23 protein-coding genes are annotated in these 24,279 nt (G+C 50.4%); 14 read left to right on the top strand and 9 right to left on the bottom strand.

What is annotated here, in order from left to right; genetic code table 11:
- Nucleotides 1–4: 4 nt before the first annotated feature.
- The gene (locus G535_RS13860; protein WP_051206979.1) at nucleotides 5–520 is read right to left on the bottom strand and encodes a BON domain-containing protein; all 516 of its coding nucleotides are present in this window, start codon (nucleotides 518–520) and stop codon (nucleotides 5–7) included.
- A 147-nt stretch (nucleotides 521–667) separates the two neighbouring features.
- On the opposite strand from G535_RS13860, the gene G535_RS0105400 reads away from it, so the two are divergent.
- Genes G535_RS0105400 through G535_RS0105380 form a run of 5 tightly spaced genes read left to right on the top strand, consistent with a single transcriptional unit; the run spans nucleotide 668 to nucleotide 3,944 of the window.
- Complete coding sequence (locus tag G535_RS0105400; RefSeq protein WP_026861127.1) at nucleotides 668–1,126, top strand: YccF domain-containing protein; 459 nt, start codon at nucleotides 668–670, stop codon at nucleotides 1,124–1,126.
- A gap of 9 nt (nucleotides 1,127–1,135) precedes the next feature.
- Nucleotides 1,136–2,170, top strand: coding sequence for a saccharopine dehydrogenase family protein (locus G535_RS0105395; protein ID WP_026861126.1), 1,035 nt, complete (start codon nucleotides 1,136–1,138; stop codon nucleotides 2,168–2,170).
- Between the two features lie 10 nt (nucleotides 2,171–2,180).
- Nucleotides 2,181–3,125: a phospholipase A gene (locus G535_RS0105390; RefSeq protein WP_026861125.1), complete on the top strand. Its 945-nt coding sequence runs from the start codon at nucleotides 2,181–2,183 to the stop codon at nucleotides 3,123–3,125.
- A gap of 10 nt (nucleotides 3,126–3,135) precedes the next feature.
- A complete protein-coding gene (locus G535_RS0105385) occupies nucleotides 3,136–3,612 on the top strand; it encodes a hotdog fold domain-containing protein (RefSeq protein ID WP_026861124.1) in 477 nt (158 codons plus the stop codon).
- Complete coding sequence (locus G535_RS0105380) at nucleotides 3,609–3,944, top strand: zinc ribbon domain-containing protein YjdM (protein WP_026861123.1); 336 nt, start codon at nucleotides 3,609–3,611, stop codon at nucleotides 3,942–3,944. Before G535_RS0105385 ends, G535_RS0105380 begins: the two co-directional genes overlap by 4 nt.
- 52 nt (nucleotides 3,945–3,996) lie before the next feature.
- Here G535_RS0105380 and G535_RS0105375 read toward each other — a convergent pair whose 3' ends face one another.
- From G535_RS0105375 to G535_RS0105350, 6 genes are all read right to left on the bottom strand, one after another.
- On the bottom strand, nucleotides 3,997–5,001 hold the full coding sequence (locus tag G535_RS0105375; RefSeq protein WP_026861122.1) for a hypothetical protein: 1,005 nt from the start codon (nucleotides 4,999–5,001) through the stop codon (nucleotides 3,997–3,999).
- A 16-nt stretch (nucleotides 5,002–5,017) separates the two neighbouring features.
- Nucleotides 5,018–6,511 carry a PH domain-containing protein gene (locus G535_RS0105370; protein ID WP_026861121.1) on the bottom strand — a complete coding sequence of 498 codons (1,494 nt, stop codon included), beginning with the start codon at nucleotides 6,509–6,511 and terminating at the stop codon, nucleotides 5,018–5,020.
- Complete coding sequence (locus tag G535_RS13855) at nucleotides 6,504–7,001, bottom strand: PH domain-containing protein (protein WP_051206978.1); 498 nt, start codon at nucleotides 6,999–7,001, stop codon at nucleotides 6,504–6,506. Before G535_RS13855 ends, G535_RS0105370 begins: the two co-directional genes overlap by 8 nt.
- A gap of 94 nt (nucleotides 7,002–7,095) precedes the next feature.
- Nucleotides 7,096–9,129, bottom strand: a complete 2,034-nt coding sequence (locus G535_RS0105360) for a TonB-dependent receptor family protein (protein WP_026861120.1) — start codon at nucleotides 9,127–9,129, stop codon at nucleotides 7,096–7,098.
- 5 nt (nucleotides 9,130–9,134) lie between these two features.
- A complete protein-coding gene (locus tag G535_RS0105355; RefSeq protein WP_026861119.1) occupies nucleotides 9,135–10,289 on the bottom strand; it encodes a PQQ-dependent sugar dehydrogenase in 1,155 nt (384 codons plus the stop codon).
- Nucleotides 10,290–10,330: 41 nt separating this feature from the next.
- Nucleotides 10,331–11,245, bottom strand: coding sequence for a hydrogen peroxide-inducible genes activator (locus G535_RS0105350; RefSeq protein WP_026861118.1), 915 nt, complete (start codon nucleotides 11,243–11,245; stop codon nucleotides 10,331–10,333).
- A gap of 164 nt (nucleotides 11,246–11,409) precedes the next feature.
- Between G535_RS0105350 and G535_RS0105345 the strand changes: the two genes are divergently transcribed.
- The 6 genes from G535_RS0105345 (at nucleotide 11,410) to G535_RS0105320 (ending at nucleotide 17,309) form a co-directional block, all read left to right on the top strand.
- Nucleotides 11,410–11,955: a peroxiredoxin gene (locus G535_RS0105345; protein WP_026861117.1), complete on the top strand. Its 546-nt coding sequence runs from the start codon at nucleotides 11,410–11,412 to the stop codon at nucleotides 11,953–11,955.
- 78 nt (nucleotides 11,956–12,033) lie between these two features.
- Entirely contained in the window at nucleotides 12,034–12,561 is a 528-nt protein-coding gene (locus G535_RS0105340; protein WP_026861116.1) for a carboxymuconolactone decarboxylase family protein, read from the top strand.
- 353 nt (nucleotides 12,562–12,914) lie between these two features.
- Complete coding sequence (locus G535_RS0105335) at nucleotides 12,915–14,153, top strand: Zn-dependent hydrolase (protein WP_026861115.1); 1,239 nt, start codon at nucleotides 12,915–12,917, stop codon at nucleotides 14,151–14,153.
- 100 nt (nucleotides 14,154–14,253) lie between these two features.
- The gene (ccoG, locus tag G535_RS0105330) at nucleotides 14,254–15,672 is read left to right on the top strand and encodes a cytochrome c oxidase accessory protein CcoG (protein WP_026861114.1); all 1,419 of its coding nucleotides are present in this window, start codon (nucleotides 14,254–14,256) and stop codon (nucleotides 15,670–15,672) included.
- Complete coding sequence (locus tag G535_RS0105325) at nucleotides 15,665–16,678, top strand: serine/threonine protein kinase (RefSeq protein ID WP_026861113.1); 1,014 nt, start codon at nucleotides 15,665–15,667, stop codon at nucleotides 16,676–16,678. The genes ccoG and G535_RS0105325 overlap by 8 nt, the downstream gene beginning before the upstream one ends.
- Nucleotides 16,679–16,700: 22 nt before the next feature.
- Complete coding sequence (locus tag G535_RS0105320; protein WP_026861112.1) at nucleotides 16,701–17,309, top strand: thiol:disulfide interchange protein DsbA/DsbL; 609 nt, start codon at nucleotides 16,701–16,703, stop codon at nucleotides 17,307–17,309.
- Here G535_RS0105320 and G535_RS0105315 read toward each other — a convergent pair.
- A complete protein-coding gene (locus tag G535_RS0105315) occupies nucleotides 17,275–18,189 on the bottom strand; it encodes an acyltransferase (protein WP_026861111.1) in 915 nt (304 codons plus the stop codon). The two genes, G535_RS0105320 and G535_RS0105315, sit on opposite strands and share 35 nt — an antisense overlap.
- A 154-nt stretch (nucleotides 18,190–18,343) precedes the next feature.
- On the opposite strand from G535_RS0105315, the gene G535_RS0105310 reads away from it, so the two are divergent.
- Genes G535_RS0105310 through G535_RS0105300 form a run of 3 tightly spaced genes read left to right on the top strand, consistent with a single transcriptional unit; the run spans nucleotide 18,344 to nucleotide 23,518 of the window.
- Entirely contained in the window at nucleotides 18,344–18,985 is a 642-nt protein-coding gene (locus tag G535_RS0105310) for a hypothetical protein (protein WP_026861110.1), read from the top strand.
- Nucleotides 18,982–20,418, top strand: coding sequence for a Y-family DNA polymerase (locus G535_RS0105305; protein WP_026861109.1), 1,437 nt, complete (start codon nucleotides 18,982–18,984; stop codon nucleotides 20,416–20,418). The genes G535_RS0105310 and G535_RS0105305 overlap by 4 nt, the downstream gene beginning before the upstream one ends.
- The gene (locus G535_RS0105300; protein ID WP_026861108.1) at nucleotides 20,402–23,518 is read left to right on the top strand and encodes an error-prone DNA polymerase; all 3,117 of its coding nucleotides are present in this window, start codon (nucleotides 20,402–20,404) and stop codon (nucleotides 23,516–23,518) included. The genes G535_RS0105305 and G535_RS0105300 overlap by 17 nt, the downstream gene beginning before the upstream one ends.
- Here the strand turns inward: G535_RS0105300 and G535_RS0105295 are convergent.
- Complete coding sequence (locus tag G535_RS0105295; protein ID WP_026861107.1) at nucleotides 23,515–24,069, bottom strand: gamma carbonic anhydrase family protein; 555 nt, start codon at nucleotides 24,067–24,069, stop codon at nucleotides 23,515–23,517. The two genes, G535_RS0105300 and G535_RS0105295, sit on opposite strands and share 4 nt — an antisense overlap.
- Between the last annotated feature and the right edge of the window lie 210 nt (nucleotides 24,070–24,279).

Raw genomic sequence — 24,279 nt, 5'->3', positions numbered from 1 at the left:
AGCTTTAGTTTTGAACTTCGATGTCGTTCTCAACAGATTTTACACCTTCAATACCGCCTGCGATTTGTGCTGCAAGGTCAGCCATATCTGCTGTTGCGACAACACCGCTGAGCACAACGCTACCGTTAATGGTTTCAACATTGATGCTCATGGCGTCCACTTGCTCGGCATCGACAAGTGCTGCTTTCACGCGACCTGTGATGGCGGCATCACTAAGAAAGTCGCCTGCTTTGCCGGCAGCCTGTTTGGTTTCATCCCAGGCGCTGCCTGCTGCTTGTTTGGTTTCATCCCAAGCGTCGCCTGCAGCATCTTTGGTATCATCCCATGCATCGCCAGCAGCATCTGCGCCGTCTTCGGCAGCCTGCTCTGCATCATTGGCCATGTCGTTGGCTGTGGCTTGAGCTTCTTCCATGGTTTGCTCAGCTTTATCTTCTGCTTTGTCCTGCTCTGCAGGGCTACACGCTGCTAAGGTCAAACCTGAAAATAGAGCAATAAGTGCTAAACGATTCGTGTTTTTCATGTAATAACCCTCTGTTTTTGAATTAACTTCCGACATTAAGCGTAGCTAATCTTTACGATTTTGCGAGTTCGTTTACTTGAGTTTTGCGTTCTTGTTGAACTGTGCGAAAGTAGAGGGCGTTACACTATTGTCGATCTTGAGGTACTTATGGCGCTGTTAGGTAATATTCTTTGGTTAATTTTTGGCGGTTTTGTAATGGGGCTAGGTTGGTGGCTTGCTGGTCTAATCGCAATGGTCTCCATTATCGGCATCCCGTGGGCGAAAGCTTGTTTCGTTATCGGGCGCTTTGCGTTTTTACCCTTTGGCTATGAGGCCATTAGTCGCCGTGACTTAACCTTGCGAGGTGACGTGGGAACAAGTCCCCTAGGACTGATTGGCAACATTCTGTGGTTGATCTTCTTTGGTTGGTGGCTGGCGCTTGGGCACCTCGCCTCAATGGTGTTTATGTTTATCACCATCATCGGAATTCCGTTTGGAATTCAGCACTTCAAATTGGCGGTCATTGCCTTAATGCCGATTGGCAAGACTATTGTCGCCAAAGATGTGGCTAGGGTAGCGCGCCGGGAAAGTGCAGAGGCGTACGTGAACCGTCAACGCAATAAATAGGGGGTTGGAATGTCGTGGATGATCTATGGAGCTTATGGTTACACCGGCGAGCTTATTGCCGCTTATGCGAAAGAGCGAGGCGAGCAGCCTGTATTAGCTGGTCGTAATGGCGAAAAGTTAAAGGCAGTCGCCGAGCGTCTTGATTTACCTTATCTGGTGCTGGCGCTAGATGATCCACAAAAGTTGCGCGCAGCGCTTGCTGAACACGACCTTGTTTTGCACTGCGCGGGGCCTTTTGAACTTACCGCCGCACCAATGATCGATGCCTGCTTAGCAACAGGAACGCATTATCTTGATATTACTGGTGAAATAGATGTCTTTGAGCTCGCGCATGCGAAGCATGAACAAGCGCAACAGGCCGGCGTTGTGTTGTGCCCAGGTGTCGGCTTTGATGTTATTCCGACGGATTGTATGGCGGCCCAGTTGAAGCAGCAGCTGCCCGATGCCGTCGCACTACAGTTGGGCTTTGACTCCACCTCTCGAATGAGCCGTGGTACCGCAAAAACCAGTGTCCGTCGATTGGGAGAAGGTGGCGCGGTGAGACAAAACGGTAACATCGTTGCCGTACCTTTAGCCTATCAAACGCGAACGATTGATTTTGGGGCTGGCGAGAAGTTAGCGATGACGATTCCGTGGGGCGATGTATCCACGGCGTTTTATACGACGGCGATTCCGTCCATCGAGGTCTATGTACCGGCTTCACCAAAGCTGGTGAAGCGGCTGCAACGGCTGAACGCCTGGCGCTGGTTGCTGCGCTTTGAATGGGTTAAAAACTACTTACAGAAGAAAGTGGAACAGCAGCCTGCTGGCCCGAGTGAACGCCAATTGGAAGAGGCGATCACCTATGTGTGGGGCGAGGCGCGTGCCGCGAACGGGAAGACTGTCAGTCAGCAATTTAAAGTAATGAACGGCTATAAATTAACCAGTCGAGGCGCTGTCGATGTGGCCTGCTTTATTTTGCAACAACAGCCTAAAGGTGGCTATTACACCCCGGCACTGCTTTGTGGTGCTGATTTAGTTGAACGCTATTTTGTTGATGTTTAAGGGATGAATCATGTTTCGAGCGATCGCGGTACTAAGTTTAGCCATCTGGTCCGTCACTCCGGTGTTTGCACAAGATGTCTCGGATGCTAAAGATAAAGAGGAAGGGGTCACCCCCGAAGAGTTTGTCAGTGACGACATCGTCGGCCGTTTCTGGGAGCTCGGTGAGGACCAAAAGCGCGGCATTTTTCAACTGCGCACCTATCAGCCCAACTTTTTGTTGCCGGTACATCACAGCTCGGACATTAACGTGCAGCCTGAGTCACCGACCCGAGGGCCATCTGATCCACTCGATAGTTACAAGCCGAACGAAGTGAAGCTACAAATTTCGTTGCGAACGAAGTTGTTTGAGGACTTCTTACTGCCTAATGCCGATCTTTGGGTTTCTTATACGCAAAAATCGCTATGGCAGGCCTGGAACCATGATGACTCCTCGCCTTTCCGTAGTACCAATTATAACCCTGATGTGTTTTATATCGTGCCTTGGTCAGAGGATTTCGACTTTATTCCTGGCGACGCACGGGTGCGCTTTGCCAAAGTAGGTTTTGCGCATGAATCCAATGGTCAAACCAAGCCAAGCTCACGCAGCTGGAACTACTTTCACTTTGGCGGTGCTGTTGAATGGGGTGATCTCTTGTGGGAAACCACCTGGAAGCAACGCGTAAATGAAACCGGTGACGACGACGATAACCCTGATCTCGTGCGCTATCGCGGTAACTTTGAGAATAAATTGTCTTGGCGCAATGACTTAAGTACCTACAGTGTCACCCGCATTACCCGTGAATTCTCGTGGGACCGTGGCTCGTGGCAGGTCGACTTTACCCATCCAGTGAACAGCGATAAGCCTGACGGACTACGTTTTTATATCCAGTTCTTCTCGGGCTACGGTGAAACCTTATTAGATTACAATCACCGTCAAAATCGCATTGGTTTTGGTTTCTTACTGCTGAATATTTAATAGGTGGGTCATGACCGACAATTACGTGTTACGGTTGTACCAGAAATGCTTGGCGTACCCTTTTGGACGCCAGCTGTTTTCGTGGTTTTTCGCCCGCAAAGCGCCTTATTTTCGCAGTATCAGACCGCTTATTACGGAGTTAAAGCCAAACTTTTGTGAATTACGCTTCAAAAAGCGCAAAGCGGTCGAGAATCATATTGGGACTGTGCATGCCATTGCGCTCTGTAACGGGCTTGAAATGGCTATGGGAGCGTTAGCCGAAGCGAGCATTCCGAAGCATTTGCGCTGGATTCCTAAGGGAATGTCGGTAAACTACACCGCCAAAGCTGACAGTGACATTCGTATTACTGCTGAAACGTCTGCCGACGCATGGCATCCAGGCGACCTACCAGTACGTGTTCGCGGGTATCGAAGTGACGGTACCTTGGTCATTGAAGGCGAGATAACCATCTATGTTTCAGCCAAACCTTCTAGGAAGCCATCATGAGCCAATTACCTGCATGTCCAAAATGTGAATCACCTTACGCCTACGAAGATGGCGCGATGCTTGTGTGCCCAGAGTGCGGCCACGAGTGGTCAGCGAATGAGCCTGTTGAAGTAGGCAAAGTGTATCGCGACGCCAACGGCAACGAGTTGCAAGATGGCGATACCGTGACAGTCATTAAAGATTTGAAGGTCAAAGGCTCGTCATTGGTTGTAAAGGTCGGCACCAAAGTGAAGAATATTCGCCTTACCGACGAAGGGGATCATGACATTGATTGTAAAATTGATGGCATCGGCCCGATGAAGCTCAAAACCGAGTTCGTCAAGAAGGCTTAAAATGGACCAAGGCGGCAGCGTTTCAGGCGCTACCGCCCTCTCCTTTCACTTTTTAGTGTGCCGCAGGTACCTGCGCCGCGAACCGTTGCGGTAAGCGTTGTACCAGTTTACGACGTAATGGATGCCAGAATACCGACAGCAGCAGCAAGCCAGCCCCAATCACTAAGCCGATCACCGCGGTGCCTTCATGGATCAGGCCAACGCTGGCCAATACCTTGCTGAACACATAAATCACATAAGATAATGCTGAGATCATTAAGGCGCGCCGATCAATGATCAGCGAAATCATGGCCAGTACGGCATAGCCAAGGATGGTTAATCCTGCCTGCAAATAGCCGGCGTCGAAGGTTGCCCCTGCAAGCGTGACAAAAATAGGGTGAACCAGCAAGGGTGCCGCCAACAAATGCAGCCAAAATGCTACGTCAGCCCGCCGTGTTTGGCGTGCAACATCACTACGATCCCAGCGTAGGGCTAAGATGAAAGTGATCACCCCTGCACTAAAGAGCCCAAGTTTAAACACCACCTCTGAAAATGCAAAGACGGCAACCAATAAGGAAAGTGCCACGCCAATACTCGTTGCAAGTATCGCGGCTAAGGTGATCGGAACACGGAAGCGGAACCAATGCACGATAGCCACAATCGCGCTTAATGCAAAGGCTGCAATAGGTCCAAAGGCTGACTCGGGTTGCAGCGTGGTGAGGGTAACGACAGTGCCCAAAAACACCCCGCCCAAGCATGTCAGCAATAAGAAGATAGACGGTAAAGCCATTTGACGTTTACGGGTAAAGTATTCGGCGAGGCCCCAACTGGTGGTTGCCACTAAGGCCCCCCCAAGCCAAGCGCCAACGAGGTTGCCCAGCGACCAGAGTGCGGCCAATGCGACACCTGCGGCAATCACCACGAAAATATCGTTAAAGCCACTGACAAAGCGCACGTACTCTTCGTCTTGCAATTGCGTGGCGCGTTCGCTTTCGACAAACTGGCGTAGCGCATCAGCTTGTGCTTGGCTGATGATATTTGCACTGACAGCAGCGTTTACGTCATGATCGGTATACATGTTTCTGCTCCTGATGTTACATCCAGCGGCGATGACTGCTGGCAATAGCGTGCGTCCAATCACGCTGTAGCTCGAGCGCCTTCTCACTGGGAAGATATTTAATCGTCTCACTCCCCGCCGCGGTATGCAGGATTAAATGGTGAAAGCCCAACATACGTAACCAAGGCCCTTGCACCACATCAATCTGTTGTATTTTATGGCGTGGGTACCAATTTTCACTACGGCCAATTACCCCGCGTCGCACCGCAAACCACTGCTCGCGCGAGGTACTGGCAAAGGTGTACCTATAGTTGTACCAGCGCAAGGTAAAGTACACTTGTAGCACAAGCCACAGGCCACCAGCAAAAATGAAACTGTACTGTTCCAGCTCTAGCGCGAAGTAGGCAAACGCCAGCGCCCCGGGCGTCAGCACGGCTACCCACAAGCTGGGTTTGAGTAATGCTAAGGTCGACAAACGCTGCCAATGCACGTCGGTGGCGTTAGGTAGCCGTAGGTATTCGCGTAAGGTTGCGAGTAATGCAGGTGCGACAACCGGCAGCATGAATTGTTGTGCTGAAGGTTGTCCGGCGCTTTGTCGAGGTTGGAGTTGACTGACTTTGAGTACGCTGCGATTGAGCAGGCGCGCGCGCAAATTGCGGCGAATACGGACCGCTTGTAATTTCGGATAACGAAAACTAAGGGTGCGAATGGTAAACGCGCCGGAGCGGGCCTGAAAGCGATCGCCCTCAATGGTGACGGTGAGATCGTGAAACAGCACTAAGCTAACGACGATTGCGAGGATAAATAACACCAGTATAGGTACGACGAAAATCAGCACCACCAGCAACCAAGCGGTGTCCTGAGAAAACCATGAGAGGTGCTGATCCAACCAAGGCTCGATGTAATTATCGAACACATCAAATTGTCCTGCGGGATACAACAGCAAGGCCAGCAATACGAAGAGTTTGTTATCAATAATGCCGGCCCGAATAATTTCTGCGGTGGAGAAGTGTTGCCGGAACCCAGGCTCCTCAGCAGGCGTGGTTGGGGCGCCAGAAGTTTGGGGCGCTTGTGTTTGTGTCTCGAGCATTTGCTGGCGTAAGTAATGCGCACGCTCGAGCGATAATCCTGGAATCATCACTTCTTTGCCCGCAGAGCCGGCACTATCAACATTGAGTAGCGTTAAGCCAAAGGGGCGGAAATACCAAGTCTGATGAATTTCTGCTTGTTGGATACGTTCGTATTTGAGCGTTAAGTGTTGCCGGTTGAGCACGCCCGTCTTTACATGCACGGCATCATCGGCGATGGCATACCAATAAAAGCGTTGCTGTAAAATCGCATTGATAATAATGAAAACGACGTAGCCGCCAATAAAAATATAAAGCAGCCAGATGTTGTTTTTTACCGCAACAAAGATCCCTAAAAACGCCGGTAGCAGATTCGATAAGTTGGTCACCAGTTGCTTGATTTGGCGAAAGAAAAAGAACGCCATGGTGAGCAAAGGTGTGCGTTGCCAAGCGAGTTCACTCATTGCCGTCAACGTCCTCCGTCGGCTCGTTGGCGATGGTGGTTAGCAGTTCCTCTTTAAAGCGCATGGCAACATCAGGTGCCAAGCCTGGTAGGGTTAAGTCAGCGCCACCACTACCGGCGGTATAGATTGCCAGGCGAGCAATGCCAAAGAGTCGTTCGAGAAAAGCTTGCTTGTATTCGACATGTTGAATGCGATTGAGAGGTACCGCGCGAATACTGCGAAACAAGGCTCCATGTTTGAGGTGCATGGCCTCTTCAGTACGGGCATATGCAGTAAACAGAAAGCGACGAGAGGCGAAAAACACGCTGAAGAATAGGGTTAAAAGCAGCCAAATCAGCACCAGCACCCACCAAGGAACAAGATTAATAGGTGTGACCTCAAACAGGTAAAGCGCGATGCCAATAGCGCCCAAGATCAGCATCGAAAACAGAGAGTGAAGCTGTAAATAGGAGCGGTAGCTCTGCTCTGGAGCGACCCACTGAATGGTCATAGTTTGATTTTCCTTCCATTGAACCCAGAAGTGTATGATTCATGTTGCTGCAAATAAGCTAACACGTTTAACGTCGCAGGTAAGCGTGGAAATGTTACCAAACATAACGAATCGTTATGCCCGCTTGTAGTTCACGGCCGACGCCCGGTTCAAATGCTCGTCCGCTTCCTTGATTGACCACCACAGCCCCCACGTAATCTCGGTCGGTGAGGTTATGTAATTTGAGCCATGGTCCTAGTTCTAGGTCTTGCCAGCGCCAGTCGCCTTGGTACGCGAGATGCCAAAGCGTTGCACTTGGCGCAATGACGGTCATGTCTTCATTGGCTGAAATCGTGCCACGATAGCTCCCAATGAGCCGGACTTGGTGCGCGCTGCTGGGTTGCCACTCGAATTGCCAATAAGCTTGTCGTTCAGCCACACCTGGTAAACGACGACCATCGCTGTAGGTCGCATCGAGCGCATGTGCATTGAATTGTGTTGTCCAGTGAGGTGTGAAGGAAAGCTGCAGGTCAAGTTCAAGCCCTTGGCGCTCGGTCTCAGCAGCATTTTTATAGGTTGTGCGGCCGTCAATGCTTTGATCGACGACCAATTCATCGTAAGTGGTAATGTGGTAACCGACCAATTGAGCTTGGAGGTTGTGACGTTGCCACTTTTGCCCGATCTCCCATTGTAAATTGCGGGCTGGCTTAAGTTCAGTATTCAGGCCGGTAGCGTTGTTGCGATACGCCATCTCGGTTAATGTTGGCGTTTCAAAACCGGCGCCGCGACTGAGATAAACCGACCAGCTCGGCGTTAGTTGATAATGCAGGCCACTCATCCAACTCCAGTCTTGCATGGCGGTACGACCACTATCGTCAGGGTTGTCTGGGGTAATGTAGCTATCATTCACGGTAAATTGCGTGTGTTGGTAGCGTGTTCCCAACAGCCATTGCCAACGTGGTGCCAGTTGCCAATTGGAGAGAACGTACGCCGACTGGGCTTCAACGTTGCTGTCCTCATTGCGGCGTAACGCGCCTTTTTCGCCGAAGTTATTCACAAAACCAAAGCGCCGGTCGTTTTGCTGCGCAAGTTGAAATCCGGCACTAAGCTGCCAGTCAGGTAGTGTACTTGGGGTCCAATGATAATCACTGTGAATGCCGATAAAGTCGCGCTTTAAATCAATGACGGCGCCGCTACTGGTGAGGTCGTCACCTTGAAACGGCAAATATTGTTCAATCGCGCGCCAGCCTCGCCATAAGGTGATATCTGCCGCATGCGCGTCTTCTTGATAAGTGATACTGGTCGATAGTTGCTCATGCTGAATGGCTTTGCGCGTGTTGTAAGTGCTGGCGCGAGCAATGGTTTGGCTGGGATCGTTACGCCAGTCATCGGGCGTTAAAGCGCCTGGGTCTTCGAGCAGCGGTGCATTGCTGTTGTCATAGCGTAAGATGAGTTGCGTGGTTGGACTGAGCTGACGATACCAGCGACCCGCAACATGACTACGGCGAGCTTGGTTGTGCGCGCGTGGGCCGTCGGTGCGAAAATGAGAGGCCATGATGCGCAAGGCCTGCTCGTTCTCGTGCCAGTCGTGTTGTGCCTGTGCACGGATGAGGGCGTTTGCGCCTTGTGCAACGTTTAGGGTACTCGTTGTTGCTTGCGGAGCAGCGCTTTGCCAGTGGATCACCCCTCCTGCGGCGTTACCATACAATACGGCGAGCGGGCCACGAATGATTTGCACGTTATCAGGTTCGTCGAGCAAGATGCTTGACGTTTGTGCTTGGCCGTCCGGCATGCTTAGCGGTACCCCGTCGAGCTGTAATAACACTCCCCGTACGCCAAAAGCTGAACGCGCGCCAAATCCACGCATACTGATGCGCGTGTCTTGTGCATAGTTGGCGCGTGAATCACTTTGTACCCCAGCGATGCCTTGCAACAGCTCATCCGCATCAATACGCGGCCCAGGCAGTTGCGCATCGGTGCTGCGGTGAGTGATTGCTGCAGGCAACGAACGGCTTATCAAAGGTTGAGAGGCATTGATTTGCAGGCGCTCAACGTTAACCTCGGCGCGTTCAGCAGATGTGGGGGTGGCGGTACTGGCCATACTGACGCTCGCGCTGAGCGCGAGCGTCAACAACGATGGAGACGGCATAATAGTTACTCAGCAGCGTTTGTGATCCTGATAAAGCGACCGTTGCGATCATCGGTAATCAGGTAAATCGCCCCATCAGGACCTTGGGCGATGTCACGGATCCGTTGCTGAATAAGCTCAGCAAACAAACTCTCTTCATGCATAACGCGCTCACCATCAAGATCAAGTCGCGCTACTTTGGCACCTTTTAAGGCCGCAATCAGCGCATCGCCTTGCCAAGCCGGGAACATATCGCCAGTGTAGAAAATCATATTCGATGTGGCAATTGAGGGAACCCAGTAGTAGTGCGGTTGCACAGTACCTTCAGCGTGGGTTTGATCGCTAATAACACTGCCATCATAGTCCACACCATAGGTGGCAATCGGCCAGCCGTAGTTTTTCCCTGCCTCTGGAATATTGATTTCATCACCGCCTTTGGGGCCATGTTCCACGGTCCACAAGGCACCGGTTTCTGGGTGAATCGCCGCCCCTTGGACGTTGCGATGACCATAGGACCAAATCGCATCTAAGGCGCCATCATCCCGCACAAAAGGGTTATCTTTTGGAATGCTGCCATCAGGCCAAATGCGGACGACCTTACCATGGTGGTTGTCGAGGGTTTGCGCATCATCCATCGCCGAATAGCGGTCGCCTAAGGTAATAAAGAGGTGTCCCTGTGGCGAAAACACTAAACGCGAACCGAAGTGGGCACCACTTTTGTATTTAGGTGCACCGCGGAAAATGACGGTGACGTCGGTTAAAGCATTGCCGTTGAGTTTGCCGCGGGCGACAGCGGTACTGTTGCCGTCGCCTCCTGCTGGATCGGCTTCAGCGTAGCTTAGGTAAACCCATGGTGTGTCTGCGAAGTTAGGATCAATGGCGACATCAAGTAGCCCGCCTTGGCTCTTATAGACCACGTCAGGCACGCCTTTGATAGGGGCGCTGATGGCACCATTTGGACTAACGCGGCGCAGACTTCCTGATTTTTCGGTAATCAGCGCGTCACCATTTGGCAAAAACGCCAGCCCCCAAGGAAAATTCAGCCCTTCGGCAACGGTGGTAGCGTTCACCTGATGGCGCTCGGTAGCAGCCGTTTGGCCATAGGCCGGTTGCCAGAGCGCCACACATAAACTTAGTGCGCTGGTCAACGTAACGAAAGCGGTCTGAGTGGTACGTGACATGTGAAGATCCTCAGTCGGTAATAAATTGAATAATTTCTATCCTACGGCAAGGTACGTTCAGGTAACAAGTCCGCAATAATTTCAGCTAGCTTGCGGAAGGTCTGACGGCGGTTGGTGGTGCCACGATAAACCAAGCCTATGTCTCGAGAAGCCTGCTGTCCGGTCGGTTGTAGGGCAACTAAGTCGGTACCGTTGAGAATACCGCGGTCGATCGCCATTTGCGGAATAAAGGTGGCCCCCAGACCTGCATCGGCCATTTGTACGAGACTATGCAAACTGGTTGCGGTAAATGGGTTGATCTTGGTGGAATCCGCCAGCTCACAGGCGGCAACGGCGTGGCCGCTGAGGCAATGCTCTTTTTCTAATAAGAAGATCGACGCATCAGGTAACTGGTTGTACACCACTGGCTCGCTGAGTGTCTCGGCAAGTGACTTGTGCATCACCAATTTGAATGGGTCGCGGCCTAGCAGATAGCTTTGATTGCCTTGTAAGTCCATCGGTAAAGCAAGTACCACAACATCAAGCTCACCGTCGCGCAGCAACTGTAAGAGGGTCTGCGTGGTGTCTTCGCGAATCTGTAGTTGTAGCAAAGGATGATGTTGATGAATATGTTTGGTCAGGTCGCCGAGCAGAAAAGGCGCAATGGTTGGAATGCAGCCCAACCGTAGTGGGCCTTCCATTACTTTGCCTTGGCTTTGGGCGAAGTGCAGGAGTTCCTCACTTGCGGTGAGAATACGGCGTGCTTGCGTGACAATTTCTTCCCCAAGTCCGGTAAAAAGAAATGACTTATGATCACGTTCAATGAGCTGACACCCCAGCAGTTCTTCTAAATTTTGGATGCCGCTGCTCAAGGTGGATTGGCTGACATGACAGGCCTGCGCCGCACGGTTAAAGTTTTGGTGTTGGTGCAATGCCAGCAAGTACGTCAGATTTTTTAGGCTAGGTAATTTGCTCATAATGCCCTCAGAAAAAGATTAATCATATTTTCCGATTATCATAATCCGTTTTATTCGTTTTAACAAATGAGTCAGCTCCCCTATCATTCATTCCGTAGCGAGATGGCAGGCCCTTCACCGCCATCGCAAACGAATTTTAAGTAACCCTTTAAGGAGCATTAATCATGTTAACAGTTGGCGATAAATTACCAGAATTTTCAGTTGTAGCTGCGAAACCAGGTTTCAACATGCCAGAAGAGAACGGCGAAAGTGCGTTTGAAACCATCACCAACGACAGCTTTGCTGGTAAGTGGAAAGTGATTTTCTTTTATCCGAAAGACTTCACCTTTGTTTGCCCAACAGAAATTGTTGAGTTTGCCAAGTTGAACGAAGAATTTGCGGACCGTGATGCCATCGTTTTAGGCGGTAGCACTGACAACGAATTTGTGAAACTGGCATGGCGCCGCGAACACCCAGATCTGAAAAGTTTGCAGCAGTACTCGTTTGCTGACAATGGTTCATTGATTGACGGTTTGGGCGTACGTGACAAAGCTGAAAACGTCGCATTACGTGCAACCTTTATTGTTGACCCACACAACGTGATTCAACACGTGTCAGTGAACAACTTGAACGTTGGCCGTAATCCAACTGAGATTCTGCGCATTCTTGATGGTTTGCAAACCGATGAGTTGTGCCCATGTAACCGCGCGGTTGGTGGAGACACCCTGTAAGGGACATCATTTCCCCACATTTGATGATGTCCCTTTGAGTGCCGCTTCGGCGGCACTTTTTTTAACGGAGGAATTTCAATGAGCATTGCAGATTACAAACAAGGCTTGGGCGACCACGGCAAAGACACCAAACTTAACTTGTCGAACCTTTTCGGTAATGTTGAGACCTCTGGTATGAGCCCAGTTCAGTTTTACGGTACCGCCCTTTCGTTAGCTTATGCGTTGGCAGACGATGCCTTGATTAGCGCTGTCGAAGCTGAAGCGGAAGACAAGGTTGAAGCCAACGTGTTTGGTGCCGCCAAACTTGCCGCCACTTTGATGGCGATGAACAATATTTACTATCGTTTCTTGCATTTAAGTAGCGATAAACAGTTTGCGAAAATGCCTGCTGGTTTGCGCATGAATGGTATGGCAAACCCAGGTGTTGAGAAGGCAGATTTCGAGTTGTACTCCCTTGCCGTTTCTGCACTAAACGGTTGTGGTATGTGTATTGATTCACACGTTGGCGTCTTGTTGAAACATGATATTTCAGCCCAAGTGATTCAAAACTCGATCAAAATGGCAGCGGTACTCAACGCTGCGGTGACAGCCCGTCGACTCGCGTAACAAAACGCTTCGAAAGTTGTCATATGTTTGTCATGAGTGTGCGTTAGATTACGCACCAACTTCCCTGAGATCTGGTTGTTGTAACCCTTGTTTGCCCGGCTTCGCGCCGGGCTTTTTTTTTGTGATTCGAACGCTGCGCTCTTCGTTAATCGTTATTCGAAAAACCAAAAACCAAAAACCAAAAAATAAAATATGTTCTTTACTTGTATTGGTTTTTGATGAGGTAATGCTGTCTTAACGAATAACGAATAACGAATAACGAATAACGAATAACGAATAACGAATAACGAATTTGATGATTCCCCCGACAGTAGCTACGCTTGTGAAACCCTCTTTTTAAACAAAGGAGTCCCATGCAAGTTAACTGCGAACGTCTGAAATCCAACCTGATTGAACTCTCCAAAATTGGTTATAACGAGGCCGACGGTGGTGTCTATCGACCGGGCTACAGTGACGCTGATATGCAGGCGCGTGGCTGGCTGCAAGATAAAGCGCAAGCGGCAGGCTTTGAGACCTTTATGGATGGCGCTGGGAATGTGTTTTTCGGCCGCGGCAAGCGCGATAAAGATGTGGTCTTAATGGGCTCGCATATCGACTCAGTGCCTGCTGGGGGGATGTTTGATGGTGCCTTGGGGGTGATGGCAGCGTTGGAAGTGATGCAAACCCTAGATGAACATAACGTCGATTTGGCAACACCTCTGTGGGCCGTTGCCACGGCTGAAGAAGAAGGCCGCTTTGGCGGCATGTTGGGTGCGCAAGCGATCGCCGGCAAGCTCAACCCGGAATGGTTAATGTCCGCGCATGACGCCGATAACCTTTATTTAAAAGACGCCATGGCAGCACAAGAGCTTGATGTTATGGCTGCACTTGAGGCGGCTTGGCAACCTGAGCAGTTAAAGGCGTACCTTGAACTGCATATTGAACAAGGCCCGGTGTTGTTCCAAGAGAACTTGCAAATTGGCGTGGTTGAAGGAATCTCTGGGGTGTTTAAATGGATTGTACATTTGAAAGGTAAAGCTGATCATGCGGGCACCGCACCTATGGACATGCGCAGTGATGCGTTTATGGGGCTGGCTGATTTTGCGCACGAAATAGAACGCATTATTGCTGAGAATGGCACCGATAAGACCCGTATCACTGTGGGTAAAGTGGAACTTAAGCCAGGTTATCCACATACCGTCCCCGGTGAGGCAGTCTTTACTATCGTTGGCCGTGATATGGATGAAGGCGTAATGCAAGAAGTTGCGAGCGCCTGTCGCAAGGCGCTGTCGGCCATCGCCCGCAAACATCGCTTAATGTTCGAATATGAGCAAACCAGTTGGTTAGCTCCCTCGCCATGTTCGGAGCCCTTAACGCAATTGATTGAAGAGCAAGTGCAACAACTCGGTTACCGTTATACTCGGATGCCAAGTGGTGCAGGGCATGACACGCAGTTCTTAAGTGAACTTACCGAGGCTGGGCTTATTTTCATTCCTTCGGTGAATGGCGTGAGTCATGCCCCGGACGAATGGTCTCATTGGCATGATGTTGAAATGGGAGCCAATGTGTTGTTGCACGCAGTGCTAGCGACAATGAAGGATATTGGCAACTAATGTGCACAAATTGTTTGATCTAGCGCACTGATATTTGTCAAAAAATAGGCGTATAATCCCCGTAAATCATGTGGAGATAGCTGAGGGGTGGCGTACGGTTATGGAGCAGAAGATTGAAGTGATGTCCGCGGACAAGGTAAAAATCCAGCGTCCCGATCCGAAAAAAGGTAATAACGACTATTCACCACGAAGTCGCATTTATGTGCGCGACGTGAAAGGTACCCTTGAGTACTTTCGCCGCATTTTTGGCTTCATCTTGTTATTCGCATTCGCAGCTATTCCTTGGTTGCAATGGAACGGTGACCAAGCCGTCCTGCTTGATATCGCCAACCAACGTTTCCGTATTTTTGGGATGACGCTGTGGCCACAAGATTTAACCATCTTGGCATGGCTAGCGATTGTTGCCGCCTTTGCTCTTTTCTTTGTGACAACCTTATACGGTCGCGTCTGGTGTGGCTTTATGTGTCCACAGACGACATGGACCTTTATTTTCATGTGGTTTGAGAAGAAGTTTGAAGGTGCCCGCAACAAACGTATCGCACTTGATAAGCGGCCGTGGGACTTCGATAAAGTGTGGCGTAAAACCGGCAAACATGTGTCTTGGTTGATCGTCTCACTGTTAACCGCCCTCACCTTTGTTGGCTATTTCACTGACATTAGCGACCTCTTTGTTAATTTCTTCACCTTTGGGGCGAGTTTCTGGGCGGTGTTCTTCGTCCTATTATTTACCTTTTGTACCTACGGGAATGCCGGATGGATGCGTGAAATCATGTGTACGCACATGTGTCCCTATGCGCGTTTCCAGTCGGCCATGTTTGATCAGGATACCGTGACGGTTTCATACGTTCCTGCCCGCGGTGAACCACGTGGACCGCGCTCGAAGAAAGTGGATCCAAAAGAGAAAGGTCTCGGTGACTGTATTGACTGCAACATGTGTGTGCAGGTGTGTCCAACCGGCATCGATATTCGTAACGGCTTGCAATATGAGTGCATTAACTGTGGTGCGTGTATCGATGCGTGTAACGAAGTCATGGACAAAATGGGCTACGCTCGTGGTCTGATTCGTTTTACTACTGAACGCAACTTGCAAGGCGGGCGTACCCGTAAAGCACGCTTTAAAGCGGTGGGTTATTTTGTCGTGATGATTGTGATGACCGCACTGTTTATTTGGGACGTTGCCACCCGTCAACCGCTCGCCGTAGATGTACTGCGTGACCGGAACCAACTGTATAACATCAATATGGATGGGTGGATTCAAAACGTTTACACCTTAAAAGTGTTGAACAAGTCACAGCTGTCCGAAACCTATACCATTACCTCGGAAGGCTTCGCACGGAGCGAGTTAAGCGGTAAAACCACCATCACGATTGAAGGTGGTGGTATCGCGACAGTGCCATTGACCTTATCTGTACATCCAGATGATGTTACTGAGCGCGTACAAGATGTGAACTTTGTCGTACAGAACGTGAATGACCCTGATGTTGTTCATGTGACAGAAACGAGCTTCTTGTATGAGTAAGGCGCTTGACGCTGCAACGGATTTTAGTTTTGCAGGCTTAACGCCGGATTTGATTGCCAACGCGCTAGCCAGCGTTGGCGTAGACCCGGCGTCTGGCTTATTAGCACTGAATAGTTACGAAAACCGTGTCTATCAATTTGTGGCGGACGATCGTTGTCGCTATGTGGCGAAGTTTTATCGCCCTGCGCGTTGGAGTGATGCACAAATTCTCGAGGAACATGCGTTTACCGCGGAGTTACTCGCGGAAGATATCCCTGCGGTTGCACCATTGGTTCTCGATGCGCAAACGTTGCATCGCTTTGAAGGCTACCGTTTTAGTGTCTTTCCAAGTGTCGGTGGGCGTGCGGTGGAACCTGGTGACCTTGATCACTTAGAGCGTATTGGCCGACAAATTGGTCGTTTGCACGCAGTCGCACAGCAGGGCCAATTTACCTACCGAAAACAGCTTAATGCGCAAGATTTCGTCGCCGATTCGCTGGACACCTTGCGCGCCACACCGTTAATTCCAGACAACCTGCAACAAGCGTTTTGGGCGATTCTCGAACCGCTCGCTGAGCAGTTGTATAGTGTTGACCTCAGTAAATTTGCGCAACAACGTTTGCATGGTGACTGTCATCTTGGCAATATGCTGCTGCGTGATGACTTACTCACCTTTGTTGATTTTGACGATGCAATGACAGGTCCAGCGATTCAAGATCTCTGGATGATGCTGGCAGGCGACGATCGTCAACAACGCTGGCAACAACTTGATGCGTTGGTGAGTGGTTATGAGGAATTTTGTGAGTTTGATGAGCGTGAGACGGTTTTGATTGAACCCTTGCGCGGTTTTCGCATCATACATTACATGGCATGGTTGGCACGGCGTTGGCAAGATGCTGCTTTTCAGCGAGCGTTTCCTTGGTTTGCCGAGCAACGTTACTGGGAGCAACAAGTGCTGGTACTGAAAGAGCAGTTTGCAGCATTGCAAGAAGCTCCGCTTGAACTACGCCCCAATTTTAACTGTTAATAGAACACTACAGGAATCAACTATGAAGAAGTTGTTATTGGCCGTTTTGGCATTGATGATGTTTCCCGTTGCGGCCCAGCAATTTAAGGAAGGCGTGCACTACGAAGTCATCGCTGAGCAAGCCACAGAACAACCAGAAATTCGTGAGTTCTTCTCATTCTATTGTGGCGCTTGTTTCCGTTATGAGCCGATTGCTGGCGCTTTGGCGAATCAGTACCCTGACGCCTTTACCAAAACCCATGTGTCCTTTATTAACTATAAAGAGCAAGGCATGATGATGAACCAAGCATGGGCGCTGGCGCAGCAGTTGGGCAAAGAGAAAGAAATTGCCGCAGCCATTTTTGATCGTAACTTTGTGCAGCGTGCCATGATCGGCTCCACTGAAGATTTCGCTGCCGTCTTTGAAATTCACGGTGGTGTTGAAAAAGATAAGTTCGAGAAAATGGTGAACAGCTTCTCTGTGCGTGGCATGGCCAATAAAATGGACCGCGACGCTGCCAACTATGGCGTGAGCTCAACCCCAACCTTTATTATCAATGGTAAGTATAAGTTGTTGCCGCAGGGCTTCCGTGACAGCAACAACTTTATGGATGACTTCATCGCTGCGGCGGGTTATCTGCTAGAGAAGTAAGCTTCGTTATCACTTCATCTTTATGTGTCCAGCGTTGGTTGAGCCAGCGCTGGAAGTTTTCTTTAAACACCTCGTCATTAAAGTAATCACCAATCAGCTCTTCTTGCATTGGCAAGGTTTCTACATTTACGTAAACATCGCGTAACTGCCCGCTAAGTAATTGCCAAACCGTTGCACCTTTTTGGTTTGGGTAAACAATAGTGATATCTAAGATGGCATCAAACTGGCTGCCCATAGTTTGCAGTGTAAACGCGGTACCACCAGCTTTCGGTGGTAATAAGTGTTGATAGGGACTGTGCTTTTTACGGTGTTTTTCTGGAGTAAAACGCGTGCCCTCACAAAAGTTGATGACGGTCGTGGGAATGTGTCTGAACTTGGCACACTTCTTTTGCGTGGTGACAATGTCTCGTCCTTTTAAGTGCGGTTTGCGGGCAATTTGTTCACGACTGTAGCGCTTCATAAAAGGCATATCTAAGGTCCAGCAACCGAGACCAATAATTGGCACCCAGAACAATTGCTGTTTCAGGAAAAAGCGCGGCATTGGCATGTTACGTGAAGCAAGGTGCATCAACACCAAAATGTCGACCCAACTGCGATGGTTGCAAAGGATCATGTACCAGCGGTCGCGGTGTAATTGCGCATCGCCATGAATATGCCAGCGCATGGGCTGGGTGAGTTTGAACATCCATGACATGGCGTAGCCCCAAAGGCGAAAGAGCGCATTCGCACAGGTTGAGAGCCCACGTTGTACTGCTGGAATCGGAATGAGAAGTTTAGGTAGGCCCACCAGAATGACCAATAGACCGATGATCGCTGTGGCAACGGCCCCGAAAGTGAAATTGATTAAAACACGAAAAGGCGCAAGCAATAAGGTGAGCATGAGGTTTTCCTAACCAACAAAATATTAATTCATCATACGTAAAGAGATGCGGTTTTCTCAAGCCATCGTTTTCAACCTTACAACAAAGCTTGCCAGCACAAGAAAAAACGGCTAATTTATACTGTATATATATACAGTGTTTAGTGAGGCTGTTATGGCACATCCCTTACAAGAGTTGGTGCACAAAGGATGGCTTTGGCAAGGTCGGGAGGCGACCGAACAACTTGCACCAGAACAGTTTATCGATAGCGGCTGGCCTGATCTCAATCGTCGTTTAGGCGGTGGCTGGCTGCGTGGCGCGGTACATGAGTTACAAGTGCGGTGCCACTTTCAAGGTGAGCTGGCGTTGCTCATGCCGACCTTAGTGGCACAACAAAAGCCCTGCTTGTGGGTGAACCCGCCCGCCATGCCCTACTGGCCCGGACTCGCGCACCGGCAATTGGCGCGCGCGCCTTTATGGCTACAAGAGCGAGATCCCAAGCTTGCGTTGTGGGCTATAGAGCAAGCGCTGAAAAGTGAAACCCTTGGGATCGTGGTTGCTTGGCTTAATAAGCCTGAGGCTGCTGTGGTACGTCGCCTGCAACAGGTTGCCGCAAAGCATGATCAGCTGGTCTTTATTGTGACCGCTTGGCAGGCCAGCACAGAAGCACGTGCCTATGTGAACCGGCTGCAATTAGATTGGCAAAATGAGAGCTTACAGATTGCGATACTGAAGCGCCGAGCAGGTTGGCCATTGCCTGCTTTTCCTTGTGCGGTGAGCTCCTTCTTACCCCCACGTCGGCAGCGTAGCGCATGAGCCAAGACAAGCTTTGGTGGTATTTGTTGACCCCAGCACTCTTGCTTGATGAGCAATTGGCTCTGCAGCAGCAAGAGCAACGACGACAGCCGCAGGTACTCTGCGAGAATGAAGGGCAGCGTGGCCGTACGGTGGTGCAGCTGAATCCAGCGGCAATCGCTGCTGGCATTCAAAGAGGTATGCCGGAAGTGTTAGCTCAAACCTTGGCGCCGACGTTACAGAGTCGTGATTACGATCCTTCACGTGAAACCACTGTATTACAGCGGTTGGCACAGTGGCTGCATCAAGATATTGCCCAAATAGCCCTTTACCCGCCAAATGGCTTATTGTTTGAAGTTGCTGGATTACGCCGACTATATGGTGATTATCTAGAGCTTGAGCAACGTTTGCATCAACGCTTACGTCGCTTAGGGGTGCGCTATGTCTTAACTGCTGGTGACAGCCCATTAATGGCACGGGTCTTTGCGCAAGCAGGTCAAAGTGGTGTTGTCGCGTCGCGGTCACAACGACAGCAGCGGTTAGCGCAGATTAACATTGCCCAAAGCCTATTGCCTTTAGTGTCCCAACAAAGACTGCAAGAGTTAGGCATCGCAACACTTGGGGCTTTACTGAAGCTCCCCGAAGCAGAGCTGGGGGCGCGCTTTGGGCGAGCCATCCTTGCTTATTTGGCTGAGCTTAAGGGACAACTTTGCCCGCCACAACAGTGGTATCAGCCGCCGGAAACCTTTACAGAGCGTCTCGATCTGCTCACTGAAGTGAGTTCTTGGCAGCAACTTCTTTTCCCTTTGCGGCGTTTGTTGCAGCAACTCGAAGCGTTTTTACAATCACGGCAGTGGAGTGTTACGCAGCTTATCTTGTGTGCTTATCACCGTGATAAAAGCCAAACTCAAGTCACAGTCGCTTTCGCCCTGCCGCTCTGGCGTCAACGGGATATGCAACAACTGGTGCAACTGCAGTTGGAGCGTCATCAGCTCCCTAGCCCAGCGTTAGAAATTGCCGTCCAAGCGAAAACGTTCAGCGCTCGCGAGGCGCAACATCAAAGTTGGGTTGCTGAACCTCATACCGAAAAATATGCTCAGCATGACCTACAAGCTTTGCTCGGCAAGTTGCAATCGCGTTTAGGGGAGCAAGCGATTCGCCAGGCCCAAGCGCAGGCCGATTGGCGTCCTGAAGCTGCACAATTGTGGCAACCTCAGTTAAGCACAGAAGCCGCTCCAGCAGATTTAGTGCGACCTTTATGGTTGCTCCCCGAAGCACAGCCGATAACGCTCGATAACTGGCAGCTCCAATGGGGCCCTGAACGTATTCAAACCGCTTGGTGGGATACTGAAGCTGTCGGACGAGATTACTTTATTGCCGTGGATGCGCAGCAGCGGCAGGGATGGGTGTTTCAAAGTCAGCAACAATGGTATTTGCATGGTTGGTTCAGTTGAACGTGTTCACAACTGGCGCCCTATTGCTTTGCAATGTGTGACGAACTATAGCTTTTTGTGCGGAGCTGGGCATCCTAGCGAGTATGTACAGCGTGCCGTCGCATTGAACTATCAAGCGTTAGCGATTACCGATGAGTGTTCGGTCGCTGGCGTGGTGCGCGCCTATTTAGCGCATAAGGAGCAAGCAGCAGACTTACAACTGATTATTGGCAGCTTCTTTCGGGTGCCGCAGCTGGGTACACTGATTGTTCTGGCAAAAAATCGGCACGGCTACGGCCAGTTATGTCAGCTCATTAGTCGGGCGCGTGGGCGAGCAAAGAAAGGCGAGTATCAGGTGAACCCTGAGGACTTCCAACAGGCGTTAGACGATTGCTTTGTGCTTTGGCGTCCTTGTGATGAAAGCAGCTTCAAAGAGTATGCCGCCCTGCTCCAGCAAGCGCTGACGACGCGACTTTATTTGGCTTACGCACGACATTTTCATGCCGATGATGCAACACGCTATCGTCATTATGAAAGCTATCAACATGACTCTGGGCTTCCTATTGTTGCCGTCGATGAAGTGCTTTACCCTGAGCCGCAGCGGCAACCTTTATACGATGTGCTAAGCGCTATCCGTCAGCGTCAAACTGTGACACAAGTGCGTGCAAGCTTACCGCCCAATGCAGAACATTACTTACGTAGTTCAGAGCAGTTGCAACGTTGTTACCCGCAAGCGTGGTTGCGAGAGGCTGAGAACATCGTGGCGCAATGCCAGTTTACCTTGCACGAGTTAAGCTATGAATACCCCTCTGAGCTTGTGCCCGCGGGAATGACTGCCAGCATGTATTTACGTGAGTTGGCTTATGCAGGGGCCAAAGAACGTTTTCCTGATGGGTTGCGCAGTGACGTACAGGAGAAGCTAGAGAAAGAGCTCAAGCTGATCGCTGAGTTGGGATATGAATATTTCTTCCTGACGATTTATGATTTGGTGTGCTTTGCCCAACAGCAAAAGATTCTCTACCAAGGTCGTGGTTCTGCGGCGAACTCGGTGGTCTGCTATTGTCTAAAAATTACTGCGGTAAACCCAGATCAAATTGATGTTTTATTTGAACGCTTTCTATCGAAAGAACGTGATGAGCCGCCAGATATTGATGTCGACTTTGAGCATCAACGTCGTGAAGAAGTCATTCAGTACATTTATAAGAAGTATGGTCGGCATCGCGCAGCACTTGCCGCTACGGTGATTCGTTATCGATTACGCAGCGCCTTGCGCGATGTGGGGAAAGCGCTTGGCTTTAACGAGCAAACGCTGGGCCATTATTTGCAGCATATCGATCGTCGCGATCAGCAATTGGATTGGCAGCAGCAGTTGCTGGCGCAGCAGCCGGGGTTGGCTGCTACGCAACAGGGGCGCTGGTTATTACAACTTACGGAGCAGTTGTTGGGTTACCCGCGCCACTTGTCGCAACATGTCGGTGGTTTCGTGATTGCTGCGGGGCAGCTGTCTGAGTTGGTCCCTATTGAGCATGCGAGTATGGCTGATCGTACAGTGATCCAATGGGATAAAGACGATCTTGAAACGTTAAAGCTGATCAAAGTGGATGTACTTGCACTTGGCATGCTCTCTGCGTTACAGCGTATGCTGCAACTTGTTGCGCAGTATTATCAACGCCCATTGACGCTTGCTTCGATTCCTACTGAGGATGCCGACGTCTATGCCATGTTACATAAAGCAGACTCTGTAGGCGTGTTTCAAATTGAGTCACGCGCACAAATGAGTATGTTGCCGCGTTTACGCCCTACGACCTTTTATGACTTGGTGGTTCAGATCGCAATTGTCCGGCCTGGCCCTATTCAAGGTGATATGGTGCATCCTTATTTACGGCGGCGCGCGGGTGAAGAAGCGGTGACCTATCCTAGCGAAGCGGTACGCCAGGTTACTGAACGCACTTTGGGTATACCTATCTTTCAGGAGCAAGTGATTAAACTCGCCATGGTTGCTGCTGGCTTTAGTGGTGGCGAAGCTGATCAGCTGCGGCGAGCAATGGCCTCGTGGCGTAGTACGGGGAAATTACAACAGTTTGAGCAGCGGTTGATAGAAGGCATGCGAGTGCGAGGCTATAGTGAAGCGTATGCGCGGCGCATCTACCAACAAATTTGTGGTTTCGGGGAATACGGCTTTCCAGAGTCACACTCGGCGAGTTTTGCCAATTTAGCTTATGCCTCTGCTTGGTTTAAGTGTCATTACCCTGCCGCGTTTTATTGCGCGCTATTAAATAGCTTACCTATGGGGTTTTATTCAGCAGAGCAATTATTGCAAGATGCCCGTCGCCATCATGTCACCGTTTTGCCTGTGGATATCCAAACCAGTACCTGGCAACACCAACTTGTCGCCCAACAATGTGGGTATGGTATTCGGTTGGGACTACGTTTCGTTCGAGGTATCGCTGAGCAGCAGATACAAGAGCTTTTAGCACAACGCCCAGCAACCGGCTTTACTTCACTTCTGGCCTTGCAGCAAGCAGGCGCCACCCCGGCGTTGATTCAACGTCTTGCTGCTGCGGATGTATTACGGACACTCAGTGGCCATCGCTATCAAAGCCAGTGGCAAAGCTTGGCGCTGAAAAGCGAGCAACTACCGTTGTTCGCTGATGGCGAGGGACAAACGTCAAAGGTGCAATTGCCCGCTCCCGACGAAGTGAGTGATATCGCTGCCGATTATCGTAGTTTGCGAGCATCGGTGAAGCGCCACCCGTTACAGTTGTTACGTGAGCGAGGGCTCATGCGCGGTCTGCGCACAGCGGTAGAATTACGACACTGTCGACATCAACAGCTGGTGCGTGTGGCGGGGCTGGTGACTGGACGGCAACGGCCGGGAACTGCTGGAGGTGTTACCTTTATTACCTTGGAAGATGAAACCGGTTGGATCAATGTGGTGGTATGGGCGCAAACAGCACGGGCGCAGCGTGCAACCTATTTAACTGCGCAGCTACTGGTGGTGACTGGGAAAGTTGAAATTCACGGTGATGTTATTCATGTCATCGCTGGACGGTTAGAGGATGGCGCTCCGCTATTGCAACAGCTTGAGTTAACGACGCGCCGCTCCAGAGACTTCCATTAATCGTCTATGGCTGTGACTTCGGTGTGGTAGTCGTCTTTTAAGATGACGTAGTTGCTCGCCGAAACAGGTAAGAAAGCTTTTTCTTCAGCCGTTAATGGGCGCGCTTGCTTGACTGGACTTCCCACATAAAGAAAGCCGCTTGCCAATCGCTTTCCTGGCGGCACTAAACTGCCCGCACCAATAATGACATCGTCTTCAACCACTGCGCCGTCCATAATCACTGCGGACATGCCGACCAGGATACGGGAACCTAGGGTGCAGCCATGTAACATGACGTGGTGCCCTACGGTTACATCGTCGCCAATAATAAGCGGATGCCCGTCTGGCCGCCCTGCACTTTTACGGCTGACATGAAGTACGCAGTTATCTTGTACATTCGTACGCGCGCCAATACGAATGAAGTTAACGTCGCCACGTGCAGCAACGAGCGGCCAAATACTACTTTGTTCACCGACCGTGACATCGCCAACAATAACTGCTGAACGGTCAACATAAACACCGGCTGCAAAATTAGGTTCGATACCACGATAACTTCGAATATCCCCGCTCATGACCTTTTACCTCTCAAATTGTTATCTTTATGATCTTGGTGACCTCCTTAAAGACTAGCAAAAACCCTTATAACAGGCGAGTTAATACAAAAATCGCTCGATTTGAACAACAAACCAGCAGTCAGCAAAAAAACATGCAAAAACTTGAAAATGGCGCTTGACGTGGCGAGTTAAATCTCTAAAATGCGCTCCACGCTTGAGGCAGGCAAC

It is taken from the genome of Pseudidiomarina sediminum DSM 21906 (assembly GCF_000423165.1).
GTDB lineage: Bacteria > Pseudomonadota > Gammaproteobacteria > Enterobacterales > Alteromonadaceae > Pseudidiomarina > Pseudidiomarina sediminum.
Note: the sequence above shows the minus strand (reverse complement) of the source record. Positions and strands in the feature narration are given on the sequence as shown.

Bases quoted from the DNA above. Each gene is read 5' to 3' on its own strand.
- G535_RS13860 (WP_051206979.1), bottom strand. From the start codon at position 520: ATGAAAAACACGAATCGTTTAGCACTTATTGCTCTATTTTCAGGTTTG.
- G535_RS0105400 (WP_026861127.1), top strand. From the start codon at position 668: ATGGCGCTGTTAGGTAATATTCTTTGGTTAATTTTTGGCGGTTTTGTA.
- G535_RS0105395 (WP_026861126.1), top strand. From the start codon at position 1,136: ATGTCGTGGATGATCTATGGAGCTTATGGTTACACCGGCGAGCTTATT.
- G535_RS0105390 (WP_026861125.1), top strand. From the start codon at position 2,181: ATGTTTCGAGCGATCGCGGTACTAAGTTTAGCCATCTGGTCCGTCACT.
- G535_RS0105385 (WP_026861124.1), top strand. From the start codon at position 3,136: ATGACCGACAATTACGTGTTACGGTTGTACCAGAAATGCTTGGCGTAC.
- G535_RS0105380 (WP_026861123.1), top strand. From the start codon at position 3,609: ATGAGCCAATTACCTGCATGTCCAAAATGTGAATCACCTTACGCCTAC.
- G535_RS0105375 (WP_026861122.1), bottom strand. From the start codon at position 5,001: ATGTATACCGATCATGACGTAAACGCTGCTGTCAGTGCAAATATCATC.
- G535_RS0105370 (WP_026861121.1), bottom strand. From the start codon at position 6,511: ATGAGTGAACTCGCTTGGCAACGCACACCTTTGCTCACCATGGCGTTC.
- G535_RS13855 (WP_051206978.1), bottom strand. From the start codon at position 7,001: ATGACCATTCAGTGGGTCGCTCCAGAGCAGAGCTACCGCTCCTATTTA.
- G535_RS0105360 (WP_026861120.1), bottom strand. From the start codon at position 9,129: ATGCCGTCTCCATCGTTGTTGACGCTCGCGCTCAGCGCGAGCGTCAGT.
- G535_RS0105355 (WP_026861119.1), bottom strand. From the start codon at position 10,289: ATGTCACGTACCACTCAGACCGCTTTCGTTACGTTGACCAGCGCACTA.
- G535_RS0105350 (WP_026861118.1), bottom strand. From the start codon at position 11,245: ATGAGCAAATTACCTAGCCTAAAAAATCTGACGTACTTGCTGGCATTG.
- G535_RS0105345 (WP_026861117.1), top strand. From the start codon at position 11,410: ATGTTAACAGTTGGCGATAAATTACCAGAATTTTCAGTTGTAGCTGCG.
- G535_RS0105340 (WP_026861116.1), top strand. From the start codon at position 12,034: ATGAGCATTGCAGATTACAAACAAGGCTTGGGCGACCACGGCAAAGAC.
- G535_RS0105335 (WP_026861115.1), top strand. From the start codon at position 12,915: ATGCAAGTTAACTGCGAACGTCTGAAATCCAACCTGATTGAACTCTCC.
- ccoG (WP_026861114.1), top strand. From the start codon at position 14,254: ATGGAGCAGAAGATTGAAGTGATGTCCGCGGACAAGGTAAAAATCCAG.
- G535_RS0105325 (WP_026861113.1), top strand. From the start codon at position 15,665: ATGAGTAAGGCGCTTGACGCTGCAACGGATTTTAGTTTTGCAGGCTTA.
- G535_RS0105320 (WP_026861112.1), top strand. From the start codon at position 16,701: ATGAAGAAGTTGTTATTGGCCGTTTTGGCATTGATGATGTTTCCCGTT.
- G535_RS0105315 (WP_026861111.1), bottom strand. From the start codon at position 18,189: ATGCTCACCTTATTGCTTGCGCCTTTTCGTGTTTTAATCAATTTCACT.
- G535_RS0105310 (WP_026861110.1), top strand. From the start codon at position 18,344: ATGGCACATCCCTTACAAGAGTTGGTGCACAAAGGATGGCTTTGGCAA.
- G535_RS0105305 (WP_026861109.1), top strand. From the start codon at position 18,982: ATGAGCCAAGACAAGCTTTGGTGGTATTTGTTGACCCCAGCACTCTTG.
- G535_RS0105300 (WP_026861108.1), top strand. From the start codon at position 20,402: ATGGTTGGTTCAGTTGAACGTGTTCACAACTGGCGCCCTATTGCTTTG.
- G535_RS0105295 (WP_026861107.1), bottom strand. From the start codon at position 24,069: ATGAGCGGGGATATTCGAAGTTATCGTGGTATCGAACCTAATTTTGCA.